The following is a 15499-nucleotide window of genomic DNA, read 5'->3' as shown; positions in this document are numbered from 1 at the left end:
CATCCGCGCCACGGGCCCAAGAGAGCAAGCATTCGATGAGAAACTTTCATTTCCCAGGCAGGTCCACGGTCCACGCTACCAACGCGATGGTGGCGACCTCGCATCCGCAGGCCTCGCTCGCCGCGATCGAGGTGTTGCGCGAGGGGGGCACCGCGGTGGACGCGGCGGTTGCGGGCTCGGCCCTGCTTGGCGTGATCGAGCCGCAATCGACCGGCATCGGCGGCGACTGCTTTGCGCTGATCCAGCCGCGCGGCGAGGGCAAGATCATCGCCTATAACGGCTCCGGCCGTGCCCCGAAGGCGGCGAACGCCGACTGGTACCTGGAGCGCAAGATCAACTCGGTGCCGCTGACCTCGGCGCATGCGGTCTCGATTCCCGGCGTGGTCGATGCGTTCGCGACCGTCCTTCGCGACCATGGCAAGTTCGGCTTCGACCGGCTGCTCCAGCCCGCGATCAAGGCGGCCGAGGAAGGTTACGTCGTCGCCCCCCGCATCGCCTTCGACTGGAAGAACCAGTTCGAGAAGCTGAAGGGCGGCACCAACACCGTGCGTTACCTGTTGCCGGGCGGCAAGCCGCCGGTGGCCGGCGACGTCATACGCCAGGCCGAGCTCGGCAAAACGCTGCGCGCGATCGCCAAGGACGGCCGCGACGCCTTCTACAAGGGCCCGATTGCCGAAGACATGGTCGAGACCCTCAGGGGCATCGGCGGCCTGCATACGCTCGACGATTTCGCCGCGCACACCACCGAGACGACGACGCCGATCGGCACCATGTACAAAGGGTACGACGTCTGGCAGTGCCCGCCGAACGGGCCCGGCCTCACCATGCTGCTGATGCTGAATATCCTGTCGCGGTTCGACCTGACGAAATACGCGCCGCTCAGCATCGAGCGTTTCCATCTCGAGGCGGAAGCCGCGCGCATCGCCTACATGCATCGCGAGCTGCACGTCGCCGATCCCGACCACATGCAGGTCGAGGTCGCCAAGATCCTCGCCAAGGAATTCTGCGACGAGCACATCGCCAAGATCCGCATGGACGGCATGCTTGACCTGCCGAACGTCGCGCCGCCGATGAATCCGTCGACGATCTACATCACCGTCGTCGACAAGGACCGCAACGTCTGCTCGTTCATCAATTCGATCGCGCATTCCTTCGGCTCGGCGATCGTCTCGAACAAGACCGGCGTCCTGTTCCAGAACCGCGCCGGCGGCTTCCGCATCCAGCCGGGCCATCCCAACTGCATCGCCGGCGGCAAGCGGCCGCTGCACACGATCATGCCGAGCCTGCTCACCAGGGGCGGCCGCTCCGTGATGCCGTTCGCGGTGATGGGCGGGCAGTACCAGCCGGTCGGCCAGACCCGCGTCGTGACCAACATCCTCGACTATGGCTGCGACGTGCAGGAGGCGATCGACATGCCGCGCGGCCTGCACTACGAGGGCCAGTATCAGCTCGAGGACAGCGTGCCGGCTGCGATCGTCGAGGGCCTGAAGAAGCTCGGCCACAAGACCACCAGCGTGGTCGGCCCGCTCGGCGGCGCGCAGGCGATCTGGATCGACTGGGACAAGGGCACGCTCACCGGCGGCTCCGATCCGCGAAAGGACGGCTGCGCGCTCGGCTATTGAGTGCTGCCGCGCGGGGTTCCGCGCGCAAGATCAGGAAAAGTTGACGAAGGGCGGCGCGGCATTTGCTGCGTCGCCCTTTCTCGTTCGGAACAGAGTTCATCGCTTCCGGTTAAGGGGCGATGAGCGGTGCAGGGCGTGCGCTGCTTTGCAGATAAGCGGCGGAGGCCTCGATGTCCGACACCTCAAGTTCCAAACGATCAGCATTCGATCGGCGCGCCTTCATGGCCGGCGCGGCTGGCAGTGCGCTCGTCCCGATCACAGCGCGCGCGGCCACAGAGGAAGCCAAAGCCCCAGCTGCACAGGACCCCTCACTTCCTGTCGAGGTCACGCTGCACGTCAACGGCAAGGACAAGCGCCTGCGCATCGACGCGCGCACCACGGTGCTCGATGCGCTGCGCGATCACCTCAAGCTCACCGGCAGCAAGAAAGGCTGCGACCACGGCCAGTGCGGCGCCTGCACAGTGCTGATCGACGATCGGCGGGTGGTGTCATGCCTGACGCTGGCGCTCGCGGCGGAAGGGCAGGAGATCACGACGATCGAGGGGCTGGCGACCGACGATCGCCTGCACCCGATGCAACAGGCCTTCGTCGACAACGATGCGTTCCAGTGCGGCTATTGCACGCCCGGCCAGATCATGTCCGCCGTGGCCTGCGTCAAGGAGGGGCATGCCGGGAGCGAGGCCGACATCCGCGAATACATGAGCGGCAATATCTGCCGTTGTGCGGCCTATCCCAACATCGTCGCGGCTGTGAAGCAAGCCGCGCCCGAGATCATGAAAGGCTAGGCGCATGCGACCCTTCTCGTATCAGCGGGCAACAGACCCTGACATGGCCGTGCAGGCGCTGAGCGCCGCCGCAGCAGCCAACCATCCGTTGTCGCAGGCGATAGCCCAGCCGCTTGCGGGCGGCACCACGCTGATCGATCTGATGAAGCTGGACGTGATGCGGCCCGCCGCGATCGTCGATATCAATCCGCTCGCGCAGGCCTGGTCGGCAATCGAGCCGGGCAGCGACAGCTTGCGGCTCGGTGCGCTCGCAAAGATGTCCGACGTGGCGGCCCATGCCGAGATCCAGCGCAATTATCCGGTGATCGCGAGTTCCCTGAAGCTCGCAGCCAGCGCCCAGTTGCGCAACATGGCAACGCTCGGCGGCAACGTGATGCAGCGGACGCGTTGCAGTTATTTTCGCGACGTCTCCTATGAGAATTGCAACAAGCGCAATCCCGGTTCCGGCTGTGCCGCCATGGACGGCGTCAACCGGATGCATGCCGTGCTTGGCACGTCCGATCAGTGCATTGCGACCTATCCCGGCGATCTCGCGCAGGCGTTGATCGCCCTCGATGCCGTGGTCGAGATCACGGGCAGGGCCGGCACGCGCAGCATACCGTTCGCGGAGCTGCACAAGGCGCCGGGGAACTCCCCGGATATCGAGACCACGCTTCAGCCCGGCGAGCTGATTTCGGCCTTCTCGATCCAGGGCCGCTGGCCGCGCTCGGTGTATCTCAAGGCGCGCGACCGGCAATCCTACGAGTTTGCACTGTCCTCTGCTGCGATCGCGCTCGACGTGCAGGACGGCACGATCCGGGATGCGCGCGTCGGGCTCGGCGGCGTCGCCACCATGCCCTGGCGGGCGCGCGAGGCGGAGGCGCTGCTGAAGGGACAAAAGTTCGACGAAGCTCTGGCGCAACGCGTCGCTGATGCCGCTTTCGCAGACGCCCGCGGCCGCCGGCACAACAGCTTCAAGATCGCGCTCGGCAAGCGCGTGGTGGCGCGCGCGCTCCAGCAGGCCGTAACGATGGAGATCTGATCATGACCGCTGCAGCTCCCTCGCCCAAGGCGAATATGGGCCAGCCCGTGCCGCGCTATGATGCGGCTGCAAAGGTCACGGGACGGGCAACCTATGCGTCCGACATGCCGCTGGATAATCCGGCCTATGCATTCCTGCTCACCAGTGCGATTGCCAAGGGCCGCATCGACCGTTTCGATCTCGATGACGCCAAGCGCGTCCGCGGCGTGATCGAGATCGTCACCCACGAGAACGCCCCGAAGCTGAAGGAGTCGAAGCTGTTCAGCAATGGCGGCTATGCCGGGACCACGATCCAGCCGCTGAAGTCGGCCGACATCGCCCATGACGGCCAGATCATCGCTGTCGTTGTCGCGGAGAGTTACGAGGCCGCGCGCGAGGCCGCCAATCGTGTCAAGGTCAGCTACACCGCCACCGCGCCCAGCGCGAGCTTCGACTCGCCGGGAACGACCACGGCAGCCGCTAAGGGCCAGAACGCGCAGTTCAAGGAAGACCCCGCGGTCGGCGATTTCGCCAAGGCATTCGATGCGGCCGAGGTCAAGCTGACCGCCGCCTACGACACGCCGACGCAGCACCACAATCCGATGGAGCTGTTTTCGACGAGCTGCGCCTGGATGGGCGACAATCTCGTCATCTACGAAGGCAGCCAATTCGTCTATGGCTTGAAGAACGGCGTCGCCGAGCAGCTCGGCATCGACGCCGACAAGGTGCGCGTGGTCAATCCCTATGTCGGCGGCGGCTTTGGTTCGCGCGGTTCGATGACGCCGCGGACCGCCATCATCGCCGGCATCGCCAAGCGCCTGGGCCGCCCGATCAAGCTGGTCCCGACCCGCGATCAGGGTTTCACCATTACGACCCACCGTGCCGAGACGCGCCAGGAGATCAAGCTTGGCGCAAACCGGGATGGCAAGCTGCTGGCTTTGAGGCATGAGGGCGCCGAGGTCTCCTCGCGCGCCGACGCCTATTGCGTCGGCGGCACCAAGACGACGACGCGGCTCTATGCCTGCCCGAACGTCGACAGCCTGGTGTCGATCGTGCGTGCCGACCGCAACACGCCGGGCTTCATGCGCTCGCCGCCGGAGGTGCCGTATCTGTTTGCGCTGGAGAGCGCGATGGACGCGCTCGCGGTCAAGCTGAACATGGATCCGGTCGAGCTTCGGCGCATCAACGACACCACCAACGAGCCGATCGGTGGCAAGCCCTACACCTCGCGCTCGTTGATGGCGTGCTTCGACGAGGCCGCCAAGGCCTTCGGCTGGGCGCAGCGCTCGCCGCAGCCGAAATCGATGTCGGACGGCGACTGGCTGATCGGCTATGGCTGTGCCGCGACCTGCTATCCGACGCAGATGGGGCCGTCGGCCGCGCGCGTGCGCCTGCAGCGCGACGGCCGGACCCGGGTCGAGATCGCCGGCCACGAGATCGGCACCGGCGCCTATACGGTCATCGCCCAGACCGCGGCCGAACGGCTCGGCGTGCCCCTCGAGAAAGTCGCCGTCTTCATGGGTGACAGCGATCTGCCACCGGCGCCGGTTGCCGGCGGCTCGAACTCGACCGCGAGCACCTGCTCGGCGGTGATGATGGTGTGCGATCAGATTCGCCAGCGCCTGTTCAAGGCCGCGATGCCGGCTCAAAGCCTGACCGACCGGGCCAAGGAGACCGTGGGTCTTGGCCAGACGCCGGCCACGCAAGCGGCGAAGGGCGATCGTCCGCTGGACATCGAGAAGGCCTTCGATGCGCTCGGTGTCGGCGTCGTCGAGGAATATGGCGAGTGGAAGCCGGAAGGCGCGCCGCTGGATTCCTTCCGCGCCATGCACAACGGGCAGGTGCGGCTCGTTGGTGGTCACGCCATGAAAGACCAGATCGCCTATGCGTTCGGCGCCGAGTTCGTCGAGGTCCGTGTCAATCGCTTCACCCACGAAATCCGCTGTCCTCGCCTCGTCGGTGCGTTTGCGGCTGGCAGGATCATGAATCCGCGCACAGCGCGTAGCCAGCTGATGGGCGGACTGATCTGGGGCATGTCCTCGGCACTGCTCGAGGCCACCGAAATCGATGAGCGCAATGCGCGCTACGTCAACGACAATCTTGCCGACTACCTCGTGCCCGTGAATGCGGACGTCGCCGGCGTCGAGGTCATTTTGCTCTCCGAGCAGGATGACCGCATCAATCCCGTCGGCGTGAAGGGCCTCGGCGAGCTCGCCAATGTCGGCACCAATGCCGCGATCTGCAACGCGATCCACCATGCCACCGGCCAGCGCATCCGCAAGCTCCCGGTTCGGCTGGAAAATATCGAGGTGTGAGGGGTGGAAACAGCACCCGCGTTGCGCTAGACACCTTCCGCCTCAAACGGAAGGTGCCTTATGCAGCGTTTCCAGCGCGCGCTCCTCACCCTGATGTCGGCACTCGCGATCACGGTGATCGCGGGCGTGTCGCATTTCGTTTCCACCACGGCCTCGGCCCAGACCGCAGGAAAGACCATGACCACAGCTTCAGGCTTGCAGATCATCGATTCCACCGTCGGCACCGGTGCCTCGCCGCAGCCCGGCCAGATCTGCGTGATGCACTATACCGGCTGGCTCTATGAGAACGGTCAGAAGGGCAAGAAATTCGATAGCTCCGTCGATCGCAAGGAGCCGTTCGAATTCCCGATCGGCAAGGGCCGTGTCATCGCCGGCTGGGACGAGGGCGTGGCCTCGATGAAGGTCGGCGGCAAGCGCACGCTGATCATCCCGCCGCAGCTCGGCTACGGCGCCCGCGGCGCCGGCGGCGTGATCCCGCCGAATGCGACGCTGATGTTCGACGTCGAATTGCTAGCGGTGAAATAACTGACGTCTCCACGTCGTCATGGCCGCGCTTGTCGCGGGCATCCACGTTCTTTCTTCGTGCTGCTAAGACGTGGATGGCCAGGTCAAGCCCGGCCATGACGGAGATAATCGACACGAACAAAAAGACCGGCCTTTCGGCCGGTCTTTCGCGTTCAGTCCTGCGCGCGCTATTCCGTCGCGCGCTTTGCCCCGGCCGCCGCGCGATCGATCGCGTCCTTTGCGGCGTCCTTGGCATCGCCCATCGCCTGCTGGCCCTTGCCCTTCACTTCCTGGACCACGCCTTCGCCCTTCATGCGTTCGGAACCGGTGGCTTCACCGATGCCCTGCTTGGCCTTGCCGATCGCTTCGTTGGCGTTACCCTTGATCTTGTCGGTCGTGCTACCCATGAAACTCTCCATCCATTTTGCTCGCAAAGACAAACGTCCCGCAGCTACGAGGGTTCCGATTTTGGCATGGCTCGCGAGTGCGGCTTCGGGTTAGGTTGCCGCGCACGGAACCAACAGAAAGCAAGTCCCATGACCGGCCATGACCATTCGCATTCCCACCATGACCACGATCACGACGATCGCTGGAAACATGACGGCGTGCGCGTCATTCCCGGCAACCAGCTCGATACCAACGTGCCGTCGACGGCAGGCATGGACCGCGCGGCCGCGATCAATTTCGCGCGCGTCGGCGCCCAGAAATTGTGGGCCGGCACCGTCAGCATCAAGCCGGATGCCAAGACCGGTGCACACCACCACGGCCATCTCGAAAGCGTCATCTATGTCGTGAAGGGCAAGGCGCGGATGCGCTGGGGCGAGAGCCTGCAATTCACCGCCGAGGCCGGCCCCGGCGATTTCATCTTCGTGCCGCCTTACGTGCCGCATCAGGAGATCAACGCCAGCCCGGACGAGGTGCTGGAATGCGTGCTGGTGCGCAGTGACGGCGAGGCGGTGGCGATCAACCTCGACATCGAGCCGGTCGAGAAGCCCGAGACCGTGCTGTGGGTCGACCCCATCCACCGGGATCCGAACGAGAAGAAGTAAGACCGCCCTGCCGTGGGAGGCGCGATCGTCTCCGGGGGTGAAAAAATATTCGGAAGCCGTGTCGGGTGGGCCCCCGGCAGTCCGTCCTTGGGCAGAACCCGCCCAAGGAGCTTCCGATGCCCAGGATGATCTTCCTCAATCTTCCCGTGACCGACCTCAAACGTGCGACCGCCTTCTATGAGGCGGTCGGCGCGACCCGGAACCCGCAATTCAGCGATGACACGGCGAGCTGCATGGTCTTTTCCGAGGCCATCTACGTGATGCTGGCGACCCACGACAAATTCCGCCAGTTCACGCCGAAGCCGATCGCAGATGCCAAGACCTCGAACCAGGCGCTGTTCTGCCTGTCCGCCGACACCCGCGACGAGGTCGACGCGATTGTCGGCAAGGCAGAGGCGGCAGGCGGGGTGGCCGATCCCAGCCCGAAGGACGAATACAGCTTCATGTACGGCCGCAGCTTCGAGGATCCGGATGGCCACATGTGGGGTGTGAACTGGCTGGACATGGCGGCTGTCCCTCCGCAGCCCGCCATGGCGAATGCCTGATCGCAGTCCGTCGAACGCTAAACCAACGAGGAGCATTCACGATGTCCAAGGTCGTACCCTGCATGTGGTTCAACGGCGATGCAGAGGAAGCCGCAAAGTTCTACGTTTCGCTCGTGCCGAATTCGGCGATCACGCACGTTCAGCGCAATGTTTCGGACGGCCCCTCCGGCAAGGAAGGCTCCGTGCTTGTCGTCGAGTTCACGGTCGCCGGTCAGCCGCTGGTCGCGCTCAATGGCGGGATGAAGATGGAATATACCCACGCCATCTCGCTGATGATCCATTGCGACGACCAGGCCCGGGTCGACAGCGTCTGGAATGCGTTCCTCGCCGATGGCGGCAAGGAAGAGCAATGCGGCTGGCTCCGGGATCGCTGGGGCGTGGCCTGGCAGGTCGTGCCGAAGGTGATGTTCGAATTCCTGTCGAGCCCGGACAGGGCAGCGGCCGCGCGCGCGATGCAGGCAATGATGAAGATGGTGAAGCTGGACGTCGACGCGCTGCGCCGCGCGTTCGAGGGCAAGTCGGCGGCGTGACGGCGAGGTGCCGTAGGGTGGGCAGAGGCGCTCTTGCGCCGTGCCCACGATCCGTCTCCAGTTGAGAGAGGTGGTGGGCACGCTTCGCTTTGCCCACCCTACGAAGCTGCCTCAGTAATTTATCCGCAGCCCCACGCCGCCGTGGATGGTGCTGCCGACGGGCTGTGGCCCGAGCGTGCCGTTGGCGAAAAGGTCTACGACCCAGCCCTTCTGCACGCGGAAGCCGAGCCGGCCGCCATATTCGAACCAGCCCTGGTTGCCCATGGTCGGCACCACCACGCCGTCGCCGGTCACGGTGGCGACGATTCCGCTGTGGCTCGCAAACGACTGCACCCAGCCGCCATTGATGTTGGTCTCGACGTTGCTGCCGAACAGATGCGTCCACTGGCCGCCGATCTTGACCAGGCTGGTGCGGTCGGTGCCGGTCGCGATGGTGGCGTCGAACGGGTTGAAGGCCACGGCATTGTCGCTATAGCCGGACACGCGCTGCCAGAGCTGCCAGACCTCGATCGAAGCTGCGACCTCGTCGCGCGGCGACACGCGGCTCATCCAGCCGGCGCGGCCGTAGACCGCATAGTTCGAAGCGTTGGTCGAGCTCGTCACGCTCACCGGACCGAGGCTGGTATTGTAGCTGCGGGTGTAGCGCGCCTTCTCCCACGGCGTCAGGATCGTTCCGACGTCGAAGAACGGACGCGACGAGCCCCAATCGGTGAAGTCGTAGCGGAGCGCGAAGGCGCCGATCGGCGCGCTCGTGATCTTGTAGCCGCCCTCATTGTAATGCGTGTAGGCGATGCCGGCGAGCAGCGACAGATTGTTGGTGAGCTCCTTGCGGCCGTGGATGCCGGCCGAGAACGAGCCGGCTGAGCCGAACGCGCTGATGCAGTCGCTGCAATTGATCTGTTCGTTGACGCCGAGCAGGACCGTGCCGAGCACCCGGTTGGTGATCATCTGGTTGAAGCGCTGGCCCGCGAGGCCGCCGATCGAATTGCCGCTGGTATCGGCGCCGGTCGGTGTCGGGCTCGGCGACGGATATGGACTCGGCGACGGCGAAGGATAGGGGCTCGGCGAAGGGGAGGGTGAGGGCGAATATGTCGGCGTCGGAGACGGTGAATAGGTCGGGTAGGGCGTCGGCTCGCCGCATCCGATTTCGCAGGTCGCTTGAGCTACGGCGGGACGAATGTCGAGCGCGACAAACGCAAGTGCAGCGGCCACGGTCAGCAGGCCGGTGAGGGCGAAGAGCCGAAAATTGAGCGGCGCCATCGTCAGCGCCCGCACAGCATGCCGTCGTCCTGGACGGCGGGCGTGATGGTCGGCGAGGCGCCGGCATATTGGTTTACCGCGCACAGCCCGGCACTTGCGGCGCAGTTGGCGGCGAAGGTCCAGGGCGGCGTGTTGGTCTTGGTGATGCTGACCTTGCCGCCGGTCGATGTAATGATTGCGGTGTCGCCCGGCTGGGTGAGCTGCACGCATTGTGAGCTCGTCGTGCAAACGCTCGCCGCGCCGTCCTGAAGCACGACGACGGAGCGTCCCCGCTGCGAGAGGATGTCGAGCGTGGTGCCCCGCACGCCGATGGTCGCAAGCGGCGTCGTGATCTTGTAGGCGGTCTTCTCGGAATGTCCGGTGACGAAACGGAACGCGCCTGTTGTCATGCGGATCGCCACGTCGCGATAGCTGTGCTCGTCGTTGAAGACGGTGCGGTCGAGCTTGAGCGTGGCGCTGGGGCCGAGCGACAGATTGGTGCTGTCGGCCATCACGAAGCGCGCGGCACTGTCGGCCCCGGTGCGCACGGTCTCGTCGCGCAGCATGCTGTCGCCGACGCTGATTGGCGTGGTGGCCGCGGCCACGCGGACCACTTCGTTCTGGATCACGACGGCTTCGCCGACGCGCGTCTGCGCCAGCGCAGCGGGCGCCGCGCACAGTGCGGCCGACAACAGGGCGGGGAAAAGCCAGAAACGCAAATTCATTTCACAACCGATCGATGTGCCCCTGATCGTACCGGATCGCGCGCGCTTCTGATGTGGCGAAATTATCACAAGCGGCGCGGGACGTGCGTTATGCTTAGTGACAGTCGCGGCGGAATGCGTTCAATGAAAACCGCGATCCTTATTTTTGTCCGCGGTGACGCAAATTTGCCACGCAAAACATCCCCACAGCAGCCGCTTGAACGGTCTGCAGTTCCGAGATTGTCGCGAAGCGCAGTGATTGCTGTCGCTATTTTCCTAGCTGCCCATCTCGCGCTGCTGATCGGACTGACGACGCCGGAAAAGTTCGTCTTCGACGAGGTGCACTACGTGCCGGCGGCGCGGCAGATGCTGGCACCGGCGATGTCGCAGCCGATGCTCAATCCGATGCATCCACCGCTGGCCAAGGAGCTGATCGCGGCCTCGATCGCGGCCTTCGGCGACAACGCGCTCGGCTGGCGTTACCCTGCGACATTGTTCGGCGCATTGGCGATCGTCGCAATCTATCTGTGCGGCCTCGCGCTGTTCTCCGCGCAAGGGCCCGCGATCGCCGCGGCGCTGATCGCGGCCTTCAATCAGATGCTCTACGTGCAGGCGCGCATCGCCATGCTCGACATCTTTGCGCTCGGATTCGGTCTGCTCGCGACCGCCGCCTTCATGCATGGCTTTCGCAGGGAGCGACCGCATGCACTGTTCGCATTCGCGGGCGCTCTGTTCGGTCTTGCCGCAGCCTGCAAATGGAGCGGCCTGTTTCCGCTCGGCGTCTGCATCCTCATCGTCGCGGTGATCCGCCTGATGCAGGGCTGGCGCACGCTGTTCGCCGACGCGAAGCCGGACGACTGGTATCGGCCGGACCTCTGGCCCGGCTCGAGGCTGCACCACGTCGCGCTCTGCTTCGCCGTCTTGCCAGGCGTGGCCTATCTGGCGGCTTTCGTTCCGCTCTACGGCGTGTCGTTGCCGGATCTGATCGAGGCGCAGCGCCGGATTTTCGCCGACAACACGACGACCGCGATCGCCGGACACACCTATATGAGCGCATGGCCATCCTGGCCGCTGCTCGCGCGCCCGGTGTGGTTCCTGTTCGACAAGACGGGGGAGGACAACGTCTCCGCAATCGTCTTCCTCGGCAATCCGCTGGTGTTGTGGCCGGCTCTGCTCGCACTCGCGCTCGTGCTGCGCGATTTCATCGTGCTGCGCCGGTGGGATGCGTTCCTGATCGCGGCGTTCTATTTCGGTCCCTGGCTTGCATGGGCATTGCTGCCGCGTACGCTCGGGTTCATCTACTACTATATGCCGGCCGCCACCGCGGCGTCGCTCGCGCTGGTCTATGTGTTGCGCCGGGACGGCCTGCCGCACTGGCTGCTGTGGGCCTATGTCGGTGTCGCTGCGATCGGCTTTGCGGTCATGCTGCCTATCTCTGCGGCCTTCATCGGCACGTCGATGCTGAGCTTCGGCCGGCTGATGCTGTTCCAGAGCTGGATATGACATCGCCGCCTGCCGGGGCGGCAGGCGGCGTATGGATCAGTTAGAGATCACTTCGATGCGGTCTTGGTGTCCATGTTCACGACCTGGACGCGGCGGTTGACCGGGTCGGCACCGTTGGCAGTGTCCTTCAGCTTGGTCTCGCCGTAGCCGACGGTGACCAGATCGGTGGCGTTGAGGCCGTAGTTCTGCACCAGGTACTTCTTGATGGTGTCGGCGCGCCGTTCGGAGAGCCCTTGATTGTACTCTTCGCCGCCGGTCGCATCGGTGTGGCCGGCGACCACGAAGGTCGAGCCCTTGAGCGCCGGATCGGACAGGGCTTTGCCGAGCGCCTGCACCGAGGTCATCGAGGTCTTGGCGATATCGGCCGAGTTGTAGTCGAACTGAATCTCCAGGTCGATCTTCGGCTTGGTCGCGGCGAGTTCGGCGATCTGCTCGCGCTCGCCCGTCGAGAGCGACCGGGTCGAGCGGTTGCGTACCGTATTCAGGAATGTCGATTCCTTGGCCTGCACCGCCGGATCGGTCTGCGGACCGGCGGACAGGCCGCGGGTCGCCGGCTTCGGCTTCAGTGCATCCAGGATCTGGCCTGTGGAGACATTGTTGTCACCGGCCAAAGCCAGGCCCGCCGTCATCGACAGCGCGGCGGAGAGAGTTATCGCCTTCAGTCCAAAGAACTTATCAAAACGGGTCATTGTCGTATCCTCGTTGTTACGCCTGATAGCGATTTGATGCTGCGAGCATAGGGCGGGTTCAAAAGCCCTGATGTGATCTTGGTCACTGTGGCGACAGCGCTCTCAGGCTCATTTTCGGGTGTTTCTCCGCGTCCCGGGCGGTGAACCGGCGCGTTTCGCGGCTGCTCCGCGGGTGGGGCCGATGGTCCCAATAGCAGTGGTCGCATCCTCCGCCGCGTGGGTTCAAACGGCGGCAATCCCCCGTGTGATTGAAATCACGCTGCGAGCAGGCTCATTCCTTCCGTGCCGGTGGGGAGGTGCTGGCCAAAGGTTCCAGCGCCGGCGAGGGCCGGCAGGCGTGCGGGAAACCTTTGCACACCGATCGTCGCAAAGCCGTCGCCGCACGGCCCGGCCGCGAACAAGAAATCGGCCAGATGCGCGCCTAGCAGGATTTGCCCCCGCCAATTGCCGAGTGAAGGAGCCGAGTTCCGTCCAGTGCCGAGGCCAAGTGACTATCAGCGTGACTACTTCAATCGCAGCGGCCCGCCGGATCGGACAGTGTCCCTGAGCTCAATGCCCATCTATATCGGTGCGGCCATGATCGCGGTGGCGATCCTGCTGTCGACCCTGATCACGGGGCTGACCTCCCGCTATGTCGGGCTCGAAGCGCCGACCGAGGAGAACGTGTGGCTGGTCGACCGCCTCACCGGCAGCGTCTATCGCTGCCAGGCGGAGGGGCGCGGCAAGGCCCTGTGCGAGCCGGATGTCGCCACCGGAAGCCTCGGGGACCGGCCCAAGACCCCGAAGGATGGCCGCTAGGCCCTCCGCCTTCGCACCGCAGCAAGAAAATTGTCTTCTCCGCGAAACGTCAGCGCGAGAGAATACGTAATTGCGAAGGCCGGCATGACGCCGGTTTTGTTTTACGGAGGAGACTTTTCGATGAAGATCTTGCTCACGTTCGCGGCCTTTGTCGCGTTCACCCTTTCGCTGTCCCCCGCGTCCGCCGCGATGATGGCGTGCACCAAGGACAACATGATGAAGTCAGCAGCCATGATGGGCGGTACGCCCGACACGCCGGCCAAGATGGCGGCGAACAAGGAAATGGCCATGGCCAACACGGACATGAGCAACGGCAAGATGAAGAGCGCCTGCATGCACTACATGAAGTCGCAGAAGGCGATGACGATGAAGTAGGCGCGAGGCGCCCCGCATCCGGCCGCGCTGTCAGCAGATGGCAGCGCGGTTTTTTTACTGCTGCCTCGAGGTCTTCTTTTTCTTCTTCTTTTTCTTGGCGCGAATCCCGCTACATTCCTCCCCGCAATGTCACGCGCGCCCAAACCGCTCCACCTCACCACGACACAGGCCCGGCAGATCTGGCTGCATGCCCAGCGGCTGGATGAACGCGCCCCGTTCGGCGAGGGAGCGCAGGCCGTCGCGGACGCGGTCGCTCATCTCGGCTATGTGCAGATCGACACCATCAACGTGATCGAGCGCTGCCATCACCACATCCTGTTCAGCCGTATCCCGTCCTATCGCCGCGCCGATCTGCGCCACGCCCAGAGCGTCGACAGAAGCGTGTTCGAGTATTGGACGCACGCGCTTTCCTACGTACCCGCCGGCGACTTCCGCTTCTTCCTGCCGGCGATGCGCGAGCACCGCCGCGAAGGGCACAAATGGTTCGCCTCGGTGAAGCCCGCCGACACGCGCAAGGTGATGCGGCTGGTGCGCGCCGGGCCGCTGACGATCCGCGATATCGAGGACGACGTGCTCACCGAGAAGGAGCATCTGTGGCAGAGCCGCAAGCCCTCGAAGCGGGCCTTGCAGCTCGCCTTCTATACCGGCGCCGTGACCATCAGCGAGCGGCAGGGCATGCTCAAGACCTATGAGCTGATGACGCGGCATTTCGGCTGGGACACGCTGCCGAGGCCAGCCTCGGCCAGGGAGATTACGACCTATCTGCTCGATCGCGCGCTGCGGTCGCAGGGCGTGGTGAGTCTGGATTCGATCTGCCATCTCGACGCGCCGCGCAAGAAGGCGGTGGCCGGCCTGATCGCCTCCCGCGTCCGCCGCGGCGAGCTCGTGCCTGTTGCGATCGACGGCGCCGGCAAGCAGGAGCATTGGGCGGCGCCGGCCGCGCTGGAGGTGAACGGCGAGGCGGTCCCGCCTGATCTCGTCCACATTCTCTCGCCGTTTGATCCCCTGATCATCCAGCGCAAACGCACCAGTCTCATCTTCGGCTACAACCACCTGTTCGAGGCCTATGTGCCGAAGGCCAAACGCAAGCTCGGCTATTTTGCGCTACCTGTACTGGTCGGCGACGAGATCATCGCCGCGCTTGATCTGAAGACCGACCGGCAGGCGAAGAAGCTGCTGATGCAGAAATGGACCTGGGTCGGGCAGGGCAAGAAGACGGTGGGGCGCAAGGAGCTCAAGCGCGTGATCGAGGAGGAGCTTGATCGCTTCGAGCGGTTTCAATTGGCGGAGTGAAGGCTGATTGCCACGGCGTCGGTCTCGTAGGGTGGGCAAAGCGTAGCGTGCCCACCTCTGCCTATTTGATGAGAAGACGTGGGCACGGCGCTAGGACGCCTTTGCCCACCCTACGAGAGCGTGCGTCGTGGCGAGCCGATCGATCCAGACGCCGAACGCAATCCCAACCGCATACGCCACCAGATTCCACAGCGAGAAGATGCGCCCGAGCAGCAGTGCGCCGGCCGTGGTCAGCCGGAACGCATCGAGCCACGGCGTATGCACCAGTCGGGAAAATTCGACCACCACCGCGATGACCACGGCGATCGCCGCAATCTGAGTCCGGGTGAGCCGGGGCAGCAAAACCCCGACCAGCAGAAACACCATCGTCGCCCACAACAGCGAGCCGCCATACTTCACGACGAAGGCGGGCAGGCCGAGCGGAAAGCCGTACCAGCGCAGCGACAGCCCGCAGACGATTACCGCGAGCGCGAGGGCGGCGCGGATCAGCGATGTCCGTAACAGCGCAACAGGTTTATCCGGCTGCGTCCCGTGCATTGCTCGCTCCA

At 64.7% G+C, this 15499-nt stretch carries 17 protein-coding genes; 12 read left to right on the top strand and 5 right to left on the bottom strand.

What is annotated here, in order from left to right:
• Positions 1 to 35: 35 nt before the first annotated feature.
• From ggt to BM190_RS31745, 5 genes are all read left to right on the top strand, one after another.
• Complete coding sequence (gene ggt / locus BM190_RS31765) at positions 36 to 1622, top strand: gamma-glutamyltransferase (protein WP_092261588.1); 1587 nt, start codon at positions 36 to 38, stop codon at positions 1620 to 1622.
• A 170-nt stretch (positions 1623 to 1792) separates the two neighbouring features.
• Positions 1793 to 2407, top strand: a complete 615-nt coding sequence (locus BM190_RS31760) for a (2Fe-2S)-binding protein (RefSeq protein ID WP_026202892.1) — start codon at positions 1793 to 1795, stop codon at positions 2405 to 2407.
• 4 nt (positions 2408 to 2411) lie between these two features.
• Positions 2412 to 3428 (top strand): FAD binding domain-containing protein, encoded by a 1017-nt coding sequence (locus tag BM190_RS31755; protein WP_092261587.1) that lies wholly within the window; start codon positions 2412 to 2414, stop codon positions 3426 to 3428.
• 2 nt (positions 3429 to 3430) lie between these two features.
• Positions 3431 to 5722 (top strand): xanthine dehydrogenase family protein molybdopterin-binding subunit, encoded by a 2292-nt coding sequence (locus tag BM190_RS31750; protein ID WP_092261586.1) that lies wholly within the window; start codon positions 3431 to 3433, stop codon positions 5720 to 5722.
• Between the two features lie 60 nt (positions 5723 to 5782).
• The gene (locus tag BM190_RS31745) at positions 5783 to 6247 is read left to right on the top strand and encodes an FKBP-type peptidyl-prolyl cis-trans isomerase (RefSeq protein ID WP_018323238.1); all 465 of its coding nucleotides are present in this window, start codon (positions 5783 to 5785) and stop codon (positions 6245 to 6247) included.
• A 167-nt stretch (positions 6248 to 6414) separates the two neighbouring features.
• On the opposite strand, the gene BM190_RS31740 is transcribed toward BM190_RS31745, so the two are convergent.
• Positions 6415 to 6633 (bottom strand): CsbD family protein, encoded by a 219-nt coding sequence (locus tag BM190_RS31740; protein ID WP_026202894.1) that lies wholly within the window; start codon positions 6631 to 6633, stop codon positions 6415 to 6417.
• A 129-nt stretch (positions 6634 to 6762) separates the two neighbouring features.
• Between BM190_RS31740 and BM190_RS31735 the strand changes: the two genes are divergently transcribed.
• The 3 genes from BM190_RS31735 (at position 6763) to BM190_RS31725 (ending at position 8350) form a co-directional block, all read left to right on the top strand.
• Positions 6763 to 7275, top strand: a complete 513-nt coding sequence (locus BM190_RS31735) for a cupin domain-containing protein (protein ID WP_007606929.1) — start codon at positions 6763 to 6765, stop codon at positions 7273 to 7275.
• Positions 7276 to 7391: 116 nt separating this feature from the next.
• On the top strand, positions 7392 to 7820 hold the full coding sequence (locus tag BM190_RS31730) for a VOC family protein (protein ID WP_018323240.1): 429 nt from the start codon (positions 7392 to 7394) through the stop codon (positions 7818 to 7820).
• 41 nt (positions 7821 to 7861) lie between these two features.
• Positions 7862 to 8350, top strand: coding sequence for a VOC family protein (locus BM190_RS31725; protein ID WP_092261585.1), 489 nt, complete (start codon positions 7862 to 7864; stop codon positions 8348 to 8350).
• A gap of 111 nt (positions 8351 to 8461) precedes the next feature.
• On the opposite strand, the gene BM190_RS31720 is transcribed toward BM190_RS31725, so the two are convergent.
• Positions 8462 to 9610, bottom strand: coding sequence for a hypothetical protein (locus BM190_RS31720; protein ID WP_177237413.1), 1149 nt, complete (start codon positions 9608 to 9610; stop codon positions 8462 to 8464).
• Positions 9611 to 9612: 2 nt separating this feature from the next.
• Complete coding sequence (locus BM190_RS31715; RefSeq protein ID WP_177237412.1) at positions 9613 to 10314, bottom strand: FecR family protein; 702 nt, start codon at positions 10312 to 10314, stop codon at positions 9613 to 9615.
• A 51-nt stretch (positions 10315 to 10365) separates the two neighbouring features.
• Between BM190_RS31715 and BM190_RS31710 the strand changes: the two genes are divergently transcribed.
• On the top strand, positions 10366 to 11796 hold the full coding sequence (locus tag BM190_RS31710) for a phospholipid carrier-dependent glycosyltransferase (RefSeq protein WP_092261582.1): 1431 nt from the start codon (positions 10366 to 10368) through the stop codon (positions 11794 to 11796).
• 47 nt (positions 11797 to 11843) lie between these two features.
• Here BM190_RS31710 and BM190_RS31705 read toward each other — a convergent pair whose 3' ends face one another.
• Positions 11844 to 12485 carry an OmpA family protein gene (locus BM190_RS31705; RefSeq protein ID WP_092261581.1) on the bottom strand — a complete coding sequence of 214 codons (642 nt, stop codon included), beginning with the start codon at positions 12483 to 12485 and terminating at the stop codon, positions 11844 to 11846.
• A 552-nt stretch (positions 12486 to 13037) separates the two neighbouring features.
• Between BM190_RS31705 and BM190_RS31700 the strand changes: the two genes are divergently transcribed.
• The 3 genes from BM190_RS31700 (at position 13038) to BM190_RS31690 (ending at position 14951) form a co-directional block, all read left to right on the top strand.
• Positions 13038 to 13283: a hypothetical protein gene (locus tag BM190_RS31700; protein ID WP_092261580.1), complete on the top strand. Its 246-nt coding sequence runs from the start codon at positions 13038 to 13040 to the stop codon at positions 13281 to 13283.
• 120 nt (positions 13284 to 13403) lie between these two features.
• A complete protein-coding gene (locus BM190_RS31695) occupies positions 13404 to 13658 on the top strand; it encodes a hypothetical protein (protein ID WP_026202897.1) in 255 nt (84 codons plus the stop codon).
• 126 nt (positions 13659 to 13784) lie between these two features.
• Positions 13785 to 14951, top strand: coding sequence for a winged helix-turn-helix domain-containing protein (locus BM190_RS31690; protein WP_092261579.1), 1167 nt, complete (start codon positions 13785 to 13787; stop codon positions 14949 to 14951).
• A 90-nt stretch (positions 14952 to 15041) separates the two neighbouring features.
• On the opposite strand, the gene BM190_RS31685 is transcribed toward BM190_RS31690, so the two are convergent.
• A complete protein-coding gene (locus tag BM190_RS31685; RefSeq protein WP_177237411.1) occupies positions 15042 to 15488 on the bottom strand; it encodes a ribosomal maturation YjgA family protein in 447 nt (148 codons plus the stop codon).
• Positions 15489 to 15499: the final 11 nt, after the last annotated feature.

Source organism: Bradyrhizobium sp. Rc3b (assembly GCF_900114915.1).
GTDB lineage: Bacteria > Pseudomonadota > Alphaproteobacteria > Rhizobiales > Xanthobacteraceae > Bradyrhizobium.
This window is presented reverse-complemented; position numbering and strand designations above follow the sequence as displayed.

Bases quoted from the DNA above. Each gene is read 5' to 3' on its own strand.
- BM190_RS31720 (WP_177237413.1), bottom strand. From the start codon at position 9,610: ATGGCGCCGCTCAATTTTCGGCTCTTCGCCCTCACCGGCCTGCTGACC.
- BM190_RS31685 (WP_177237411.1), bottom strand. From the start codon at position 15,488: ATGCACGGGACGCAGCCGGATAAACCTGTTGCGCTGTTACGGACATCG.
- BM190_RS31735 (WP_007606929.1), top strand. From the start codon at position 6,763: ATGACCGGCCATGACCATTCGCATTCCCACCATGACCACGATCACGAC.
- BM190_RS31740 (WP_026202894.1), bottom strand. From the start codon at position 6,633: ATGGGTAGCACGACCGACAAGATCAAGGGTAACGCCAACGAAGCGATC.
- BM190_RS31700 (WP_092261580.1), top strand. From the start codon at position 13,038: ATGCCCATCTATATCGGTGCGGCCATGATCGCGGTGGCGATCCTGCTG.
- BM190_RS31705 (WP_092261581.1), bottom strand. From the start codon at position 12,485: ATGACCCGTTTTGATAAGTTCTTTGGACTGAAGGCGATAACTCTCTCC.
- BM190_RS31710 (WP_092261582.1), top strand. From the start codon at position 10,366: ATGTGGCGAAATTATCACAAGCGGCGCGGGACGTGCGTTATGCTTAGT.
- BM190_RS31690 (WP_092261579.1), top strand. From the start codon at position 13,785: ATGTCACGCGCGCCCAAACCGCTCCACCTCACCACGACACAGGCCCGG.
- BM190_RS31715 (WP_177237412.1), bottom strand. From the start codon at position 10,314: ATGAATTTGCGTTTCTGGCTTTTCCCCGCCCTGTTGTCGGCCGCACTG.
- BM190_RS31695 (WP_026202897.1), top strand. From the start codon at position 13,404: ATGAAGATCTTGCTCACGTTCGCGGCCTTTGTCGCGTTCACCCTTTCG.
- BM190_RS31730 (WP_018323240.1), top strand. From the start codon at position 7,392: ATGCCCAGGATGATCTTCCTCAATCTTCCCGTGACCGACCTCAAACGT.
- ggt (WP_092261588.1), top strand. From the start codon at position 36: ATGAGAAACTTTCATTTCCCAGGCAGGTCCACGGTCCACGCTACCAAC.
- BM190_RS31760 (WP_026202892.1), top strand. From the start codon at position 1,793: ATGTCCGACACCTCAAGTTCCAAACGATCAGCATTCGATCGGCGCGCC.
- BM190_RS31745 (WP_018323238.1), top strand. From the start codon at position 5,783: ATGCAGCGTTTCCAGCGCGCGCTCCTCACCCTGATGTCGGCACTCGCG.
- BM190_RS31755 (WP_092261587.1), top strand. From the start codon at position 2,412: ATGCGACCCTTCTCGTATCAGCGGGCAACAGACCCTGACATGGCCGTG.
- BM190_RS31725 (WP_092261585.1), top strand. From the start codon at position 7,862: ATGTCCAAGGTCGTACCCTGCATGTGGTTCAACGGCGATGCAGAGGAA.
- BM190_RS31750 (WP_092261586.1), top strand. From the start codon at position 3,431: ATGACCGCTGCAGCTCCCTCGCCCAAGGCGAATATGGGCCAGCCCGTG.